This is a genomic window from Luteibacter sp. HAY1-4A (assembly GCF_056755355.1).
The window spans coordinates 1-8,417 of sequence record NZ_JBNDHZ010000084.1 but is presented as its reverse complement, the minus strand read 5'-3'; the positions used below and the strand labels follow the sequence as shown (position 1 = coordinate 8,417).

Annotated in this window: 5 protein-coding genes; 2 read left to right on the top strand and 3 right to left on the bottom strand. The window is 65.2% G+C overall.

Features of this window, described 5'->3' with window-relative positions:
- Nucleotides 1-259 precede the first annotated feature (259 nt).
- Nucleotides 260-664 (bottom strand): DUF4870 domain-containing protein, encoded by a 405-nt coding sequence (locus tag ACPYOD_RS18745; protein WP_481303202.1) that lies wholly within the window; start codon nucleotides 662-664, stop codon nucleotides 260-262.
- Between the two features lie 183 nt (nucleotides 665-847).
- The gene (gene pmbA / locus ACPYOD_RS18740; RefSeq protein ID WP_481303201.1) at nucleotides 848-2,197 is read right to left on the bottom strand and encodes a metalloprotease PmbA; all 1,350 of its coding nucleotides are present in this window, start codon (nucleotides 2,195-2,197) and stop codon (nucleotides 848-850) included.
- A 123-nt stretch (nucleotides 2,198-2,320) separates the two neighbouring features.
- Between pmbA and ACPYOD_RS18735 the strand changes: the two genes are divergently transcribed.
- Complete coding sequence (locus ACPYOD_RS18735; protein WP_167022240.1) at nucleotides 2,321-2,569, top strand: DUF1653 domain-containing protein; 249 nt, start codon at nucleotides 2,321-2,323, stop codon at nucleotides 2,567-2,569.
- Complete coding sequence (gene yjgA / locus ACPYOD_RS18730) at nucleotides 2,566-3,108, top strand: ribosome biogenesis factor YjgA (protein WP_481303200.1); 543 nt, start codon at nucleotides 2,566-2,568, stop codon at nucleotides 3,106-3,108. The genes ACPYOD_RS18735 and yjgA overlap by 4 nt, the downstream gene beginning before the upstream one ends.
- Nucleotides 3,109-3,250: 142 nt before the next feature.
- Here yjgA and ACPYOD_RS18725 read toward each other — a convergent pair whose 3' ends face one another.
- Nucleotides 3,251-8,404 (bottom strand): beta-1,3-glucanase family protein, encoded by a 5,154-nt coding sequence (locus tag ACPYOD_RS18725; protein ID WP_481303199.1) that lies wholly within the window; start codon nucleotides 8,402-8,404, stop codon nucleotides 3,251-3,253.
- Nucleotides 8,405-8,417 lie beyond the last annotated feature (13 nt).

Genomic DNA, 8,417 nt, shown 5'->3' with positions numbered 1-8,417 from the left:
ACGGGCGTCCGTACCAGGCCGGCCCTGGTCGACTTAGACAAGGCGCCGCCCTTTCCCGAGCAGGCCATCGAGCAGATCCAGCAGCACGACCAGCGGCAGGCTCAGATTCTGGAAGAGGTGCGTACGCAGCAGGCACAGCAGAGCATGGGACGTTCGCTCTGAGCCCGTCCTTACCGCCCATGCGTGCCGGACTGCCGGAAATAAAAAAGAGGCCTGCCAAAGCAGGCCTCCGGGTGCGGGAATCGACAGCCTGGAGTAATCAGGAAATCAGCCGCAGCGCGAACGGATAACGGTAGGTACCATCCGAACTGACGCGAACCGCGGCGATGATGCAGAAGATCAGGTTGAACAGCCACAGCAGCGGCGTGAGGAACGCACCGATGATGACGAAGGCGAGCACCCAGCAGATCACGTAGCCGATGAGCACCGTGATCTGGAAGTTCAGGGCTTCCTTCGCCTCGCCGACGAGGTAGCTCTTGTCGGCGCGGTCCTTGTGCACCAGCCATACGATGAGCGGGACAATGATGCTGAAGATGATCCCCGAGAGATGGGTCAGCATCGCGATGTTCTTGTCGTCGGTATTCGTCGCCACGGAGCCGGTGGGCTCATAAGGCGGGGGCGACGGAGGGGGCGACGGCGGGATCTGGTCGGACGGCGTGCTCATGGCGGAACTCCGTGGACGATGTCGGCCTCCACTGTCCTTTCCGTCGGGGGGCCCTGTCAAGCCGACGTTCGGCACAGAGGGGGCTGATGTGGGAGCCGGCTGTGCCGGCGATCCCGCGGTAGCAGCAAGCGTGCCGCGAGCACCCATCGCCGCTGAAGCGGCTCCCACACAAAGCCTTCCTGCTTACTCGCCGGCGATCGTCATCCTGTCAACCAGCCAGGAGCCGGTCAGCACGTGCGAGCGACGGTCCACGTCCGCGCCGACCGCCACGAGGTTCGCGTACATGTCGCGCAGATTGGCCGCGATGGTGATTTCCTCGACCGGATAGGCGATTTCGCCGTTTTCCACCCAGAACCCCGAGGCGCCGCGCGAGTAGTCGCCCGTGACGATGGACACGCCCTGCCCCATCACATCGGTCACCAGCAAGCCGGTGCCGAGTTTGCGCAGCATGCCGGCGAAGTCGTCGCCCCCGGTTTTCACATACAGGTTGTGAACGCCGCCGGCGTTACCCGTGGACGACAGGCCGAGCTTGCGCGCGGAGTAGCTGCCCAGGATGTAACGCTGCAACACGCCGTCGACGACGAGCGGTGCGTCCACGGTAGCCACGCCTTCGGCGTCGAAGACCGACGAACCGTGACCACGCGGCACCAACGGTTTCTCGTCGACGCGGAACCACGACGGCAGGATCTGCTTGCCTACGTGGTCGACGAGGAAGCTGGAACGCCGGTACAACGATCCGCCGCTCACGGCACCGAGCAGGTGGCCGAGCAGCGAACGAGCCACCTCCGGCGCGAACAGCACCGGGGCCTGACGGGTTCCCAGCCGACGCGCGCCCAGGCGGGAAAGCGTGCGCTGAGCCGCCTTGCGCCCGATCTCGCCGGCGTCCATGAAGTCGCCGGCGTTCCGGACGCTGTCGTACCAGTAGTCGCGCTGCATGCCGTCGTCGTCGCCGGCGATCAGCGCCACCGACAAGGAGTGACGCGTGCCGCGCTCGCGACCGACGAAACCGTGGGAGTTGGCATAGACGGACAGGCTCTGGCCGGCATTCACGCTCGCGCCATCGGAATTCGTGATGCCCGCGACCCCGCGGCCGGCGTCCTCGATATCGCGGCCCAGCGCGATGGCGTCGTCCACGTCCAGGTCCCAGGGGTGCCACAGGTCGAGGTCCGGAAACGACGTGGCCATGCGGCCGGCATCGGCCAGGCCGGACGCCGGGTCTTCCTCGGTGAACTTCGCGATCGCGCAGGCCTGGTCGATGGTGGCCTGGATCGAGTCCGGGTGCAGGTCGGCCGTGCTGGCGGACCCTTTGCGCCCGCCGAAATACACGGTGAGGGAGAAGCCGCGGTCGCGTGTGCGCTCCACCGTCTCCACCTCGCCCAGCCGCACGTTCACGTTGAGGCCCACGTCGATACTGGCCGATACCTCCGCCTGGCTGGCCCCGGCGGCGCGGGCCCGGCGGATCGTTTCCTCGGCCAGTTCGGCGAGGCGATCGAGGTCCTGATGGCTGGTGTCGGGGGTCGCAACTTGGCTCACGTGGGCGTCCTGGGGCTTGGGCGGTTAGAATATCGGGCCGTACGCGGCCGATCCCCAGCAGATGGGGGCCGCGTCGCCCGATAAAAAGCAAAGGGCACCGCCCATGGTGCCATGGAACCCCTTATGAGCGTCCGTGTCGGCTATTACCGCCACTTCAAGGGCATGCCCTACCGTGTGCTGGGAAGCGCCCTGCACAGCGAGACGATGGAGGAACTGGTGATCTACCAGGACCTCTACGACCAACGCCGCCTCTGGGTACGTCCCGCCGCCATGTTCGCCGAAACCGTCGAGCGTGACGGCAAGACCGTTCCCCGCTTCGCCTTCGAACGCGAAGCCGACGATTTCCAGTCCATCACGGATGCCATGCCATGAAGCCTTTCGACGACCGCCCGCAAGACGACGAAGAGGACTTCGGCCCCAGCCGCAGCGAGAAGCGCCGCAACGCGCTCGACATCCTCAAGCTTGCCGGCCAGCTCATGGAACTGCCGCCCAGCCGCATTCCCAAGCTGAACCTGCCCGAGGACATCGTCGAGGAGATCGGCCGCACGCGGAAGATCACGGCGCACATCGCGCGCAAGCGCCAGCTGGCCTTCCTCGCGAAGCAGATGCGCAGGCACGGCGACGAAGCGTTCGCCGATGCGCGCGCGGAACTGGGTGAGGACCGCGACCGCCAGCGTCAGGAAGCCGCGCACATGCATCGCCTCGAAGCGGCCCGCGAGAAGCTGCTCGACGGCGGCGACGCCGCGCTGGGCGACCTGTTCGACCGGCATCCGGACCTCGACCGCCAGCACCTGCGCTCGCTCGTGCGCCAGGCGAAGGCGGAACGCGAGGCGAACAAACCGCTGCATGCGTTCCGCGAGATCTACCGGATACTGAAGGAACTGGACGCCTCGTCCAACGACCAGCGCTGACCTGTAGGAGCCGCTACAGCGGCGAGGAAACCTCGCGACGGCGCGGCAAGATTGCCCTCGCCGCTATAGCGGCTCCTACAACGGAAAACGAAAAGGGCGGTGGATTGCTCCACCGCCCTTTCGTTTTACCGTTTTACCGGCTTTACCAGCCGATGCCGAGTTCGAGGTGTTCCGGCTGCGTCTCGATCAAGGTCGAGCTCTGGTCGGAAACATCGTCGTACGCGAAACCGTAGGCCTTGCCGTTCACGCCATGCAGGTGCCAGAAGCGCGAGTAATAGTTCGCCGGCGACTGCGTGTAGAACGAACCCGGGTCCTTCCACAGGCTGGTGTCTTCCATCACATGGCGGTTGAAGGCCGCGCAGATCTGCGCCTCCAGCTGGCCTTCCACGCCCCACGGGTCGGTGGAGCGAGCAAGGCTGCCCTTTCCTTCCAGCACATCCTGCGTGCTGGGCTTGCCGACCTTGAACAGCATGCCTTCCGGTTCGTCCGGTTCATGCGTATCGGCCCAGTTGGTATGGGTGAAGGTCAGGACGCCGTCGATCACGGTGCCTTCGAACTGCTTGTTGCCGATCGTCATCTCCAGCACGTGGTTCTGATAGTACGTCCACGACTGGTCGATGTAATCGTCGAAGTAGTGCTCCTGCGGCTTGCCGGTATCGAACGCGGCCTTGCCCGGCGCCAGTATCCGGATCGGATCGGCCTCGGTGAGCTGGAACTCGGCCGGGACCTCCTGGTTGTACTGGGCGAAGATCTGCGCACGCGTCTGCGTGATGCCCGACGACTCGTGCCTGGTCTTGTCGCCGCCGTAGACATCGAGCGACAGCGGGATCGAGAACTGATCGACCTGCGTCGTGTTGATGAAGATGGCGTTGTCGTTCCAGGTGAACTCATACCAGTCGTAGTGCACGTCGATGTTCGGATCGGTGGCGTTGAGCGGATTGGGGCCCGCGAAGCCAATCGAACCGTCGGCTGCCTTCAGGATCTTGATGTACATCGGCTCGCCGATCGAGACGAAGATCCGGCCCGAATCCATCTTCGGCAGCTTGAGCAGCTTTGCCTGCGCCAGCGTGAAGAAGTAGTTCGGGTAGTTCTGGCCATTCTTGGTCAGGTGGCCGGAACCGTCGTTGTCCGCTTCCGATGCGGCCGTGAGCGTGCCGTCCGGTTTCACCCAAGAGAACACCTGGGTCACCGGGTCGCGGCCGATGACGGCAACGAAGATCTGGTCGTCGCGCCACTTGCCGTTGGTCGTGTTGCGGAGCTGCGTACCGATGTAGCCCGGATACGTGACGTAGTCGAAGCCCTGCGACGGATCGTTCGCCTGAGGATTCCCGGGCGGCGTCGTGCCGTCACCGGCGTCAGCGGCGTACACGCCCATTTCCCACAGAGAGTAACCATAGGGGCTGGAGCGCTTGAGGCCCGTCATCCGCACGTACTGCGCCGAGATCGCCGGGAACGTGATCGTTTCCACGCCGCCCTGGCTGTTCTCGTTGTCGTACGCGACATTCCAGGTCTTGCCGTCCGTGGACACGTCGATCCGATAGGCGAGCGCATGCGCGTTCTCCCACGACAGCACCACCTTCCCGATGGTCTGCACCGAACCGAGGTCGACCTGTATCCACTGGTCGTCCGTGAAGGCCGAGGACCAGCGCGTGCCGGCGTCGCCGTCGTTCACGTTCTCCGGCTTGAACGCCACCGGGTTCTCGCTGTCGGACGCCAGCACCGTACGGTGCAGGGCCAGGTTGCCGGTTGCGGGCACGGTCTGGTCCGGCTGCTGCGGCACCTCGGGCTGTGTCTGCGACGGCTGGTCGGTGACCGGCTGCTGCGGCTGGGTGGCCGTGGCAGCGTACACCTCGAACTCGAACATGGAGTTGCCGTAGTCGGTGTTCCGCTTCGTGCTGTTCATGCGCACGAAGCGAGCCGTCTGCGCGGCGAACGACTGGGTGTCCACCCCACCCTTGCCGGCGATCGGCCCCTTGACGGTATGCCAGGTCTGGCCATCGTCGGAGGTATCGATCGTGTACTCGGCGGACGATGCATTTTCCCAACGCATGATCACGTGGTCGAAGGTCTTCGGCGTGCCGAAGTCCACCACGAGGTCGGCAGGGTCCACGCCTGGCTTCGAACTCCAGCGGGTGTCGAACTTGCCGTCGATGGCGGCGGACGGACCGAGATCGCCACGTTCCGGATCCACGGACGACGAAGCGGAGGCGCCAAAGGCGATGTTCACGCCGTTCTTGCCATCGCCCGGCGTACCCGGACTGGCCGGATTGCTCCCGGTGTCGCCACCGTTGTCGCCGTTGCCCGGCTGCTGCACCGGCGCCGTACCGAAGACAGGGTCGGAGCCGTCGGTGGAATTGTCGACCGCCAGCAGGAAGTCGTTGCTGGTCGTCGAAAGCCCCTGGGTGCTCACTACCTTCACACGCAGGCGTGTCCCGTTGTCGGCCGCCACGAGGGCGGGCGTGGCATAGATGCCGTCACCGGTGCTGGACAGGAACGACTCCACATCGGCGTTATCCGCGTTCTTGCCGACGGTGTACCAGTCGTAGCTGAGCGGACCCACACCCGTCGCCGTGACGGTGAAGTGCGCGGAGCGTCCCACGCCGGCCTTCTGGCCTGTGGGCTGGGCAGTGATCACCGGAGCGATCGCCTTCGTGCCAAGGACGCACAGCACGTGGCCCGGATTGTTCTCGGCCACTTCGCGGCTCTTCACACCGAGCGAATTCACCTGGAAGGCGAACTCCGGATCGCTCGGATCCTGGCCTTCGGTCCAGGTCGTCCATGCGCCCGGGAACGCCGCCGTCGAGTAGTTCTGGCCGCTGATGGCCAGCGCTTCGTCGACGGTCGGGAGACGCATGCCGTCCTTCGCGCATTCGCGGATCGCCACCGACTGCGTGAACTGCGCACCCTGGTCGGTGAAGCCGCGCTGGGTGCGATCCCACCGCAGGCCGCTCAAGGTGTCGGTCACAAGGTTGGAACCGGTCGCGGTGGTGTAGCGATCCGTGATGGCGCAGCAGCCGGCCGAGTCATATACCTCGAACTCGAACAGAGAGTAACCGTAGTCGGTCGCACGCTTGATGCCCTGCATGCGGACGTAACGGCCCTTCACCGGATGGTCGAAGGTGAAGTCTTCGGTACCGCCGTTGCTGGTTTCGGCGTGGTACGCGTCCTGGAACCCGGCATCCGGGCTGTCCGAGTACTGGATCTTGTACTCCGCCGCGTGGGCGTTCTCCCACTTCAGCACGACGCGGTTGAAGGTACGCGACGATCCAAGGTCCACCGTGATGAATGCGTTGTCGTCGCCGACCTTGGAGCCCCAGCGGGTCGCTTCGTTGCCGTCGACGGCCTGCCACGCTGCCGTGCCCTGCGGGTTTTCCACCTCGCTGGCCAGCGTCTGCTTCTGGCGCGCCAGGTTGGCACCGGGCGGAGCGAGCGTCAGCTTGGCTGACGTGGTGATGCCGAGCGCGTCGCCGGTGATGTTCGTTACCGTGACGCTATAGGTACCGACATCCGACTGCTGCACCGAAGGGATGGTGAAGGTCGGCTGGTCGTCGCCCACCGGCTGCCCGCTGTGCGACCACTTGTAGTGGAACGGCGAGGTACCCGCCACCAGCGTCGACACGTCGAACGTGGCCGGCTGGCCCGGATTCGCACGCACGTCGGCCATCGCGCCGGTGAAGACCGGCTGGCGCGCCGCGTTCACCGTGAGCTGCACCGAGTTGGAAAGCTGCTGGCTGCCCGAGTTGCTGATGAAGACGGAGTACGCCTTGCCGCTGTCGGCCTGGGTCAGCGCCGGTGTGTCGTAGGTCGGACCCGTGGCATTCGGAATGGCGACGCCATCCTTCATCCACTTGTACTGCACCTTCGGCGAACCGGAAGCGACCACGGCAAAGTGCGCCGTCTGGCCTTCGTCCACGTTTTGCGCCACAGGCTGGGTGGAGATCGTCACCTGCTTGAACGCGAAGACGTGCAGCACGGCCGGGTTTGATTCCCTGTCGGGACCCGCACCATGGACCACCGCGGTGTACTTCGCGCCATCGTCGGCGAGACTCGTGGCCGGCGTGGTGTAGCTCGCGCCGGTGGCGCCCGGAATCTCAACACCGTTTTTCTTCCACGTGAAGCTGAGCGGCTGCGCGCCGGACGCCGTCACGGAGAAGTGCCCCGTGTCGCCGGCGGTGATGCTGTCGTCCACCGGATCGGCAATGATCGAGGGCGGACCCGACGGCGTCGGTGCCTGCGGCACGGCCGAGATCGTGAACGAGGTATGGCCTGTGAGGAGGCCTGGCGCCGAGGCGCTCACCGTTACCGTGCCGGTGGTGAACTTCGTGCGCAGCGCGACCTTCTGCAGGCCACCCTCGAACTGGAGCTCGTGCGAACCCGGCGAGTGGTAGTAGTGCATCGGTTCGGCGATGCCGCCGTTCTGGTCCGGTATTTCACCGGCGCTGTAATCGACGTACTGCTGCGTGCCTCCGTTGAAGCTGACCAGCGACGCACCGCTGTCCACTTCGAAGTCGACCTTCTGCCTGGCGTCCGGCACGAGCACGCCATTGGCGTCCACGACCCTGGCCACGATGAAGGCGGCATCCGAGCCGTTCGCGGTGATCTGGAAGCGCGTGCCGTCCGGCTTGACGATCGGATCGATCGTGTTCACCACCTCGAGTTCGATGTGGTGGGCCGGACCGGCCGTGGTGAGCGTGTCTTCCACGTCCTTGCCGTTTTCGTCGGTACGCACGTTGCCCAGGTTATCGAGGCACTGCGCCACCGCCTGACCGGACTTCCAGGTCACGTTCCAGTGCACCTGGCCCGGGAGCTGGGTGGTCTTCTGCGCCTTGTCGGCGCCGACGATCTTGCCGGTCAGCTCGTCGGTCGGACCGTTCTCGAGGTTGTACGACGCCTCGTCGATCGTATCCCACGGGTTCGGCACCTGGTCGGTACCCTGCTGCACGCCGTTTACCAGCAGGCGCACCTTCGGGCAGTTGCTGAACGCGTTCACCTGGATGGGATCGGCGCTGCCGTCGCGGTTCCAGGTATGGGCCAGCTTCACCACCGGACGCAGGTCGTATGGCACCCACACCGATTCATAGATGTAGGCCAGCATGCGCGGGAAGCGGTTCGCATCGGTCATCGACGCGTTGTTGCCGCGGGCGTTGTGACGGAAGCCCTTGATCGGCGTGCCGTCCGGGTGCGTCGCGATGCTGCCGTCCTGGTTGCGCTGGTATGTCCAGTGCGTCGAGTCCTCCAGGCCGTCCACCAGTTCGATGGTTTCACCCGGGGTGTCGGCAAAGTACCACTGTGCCATGCCGAAAGTGCCG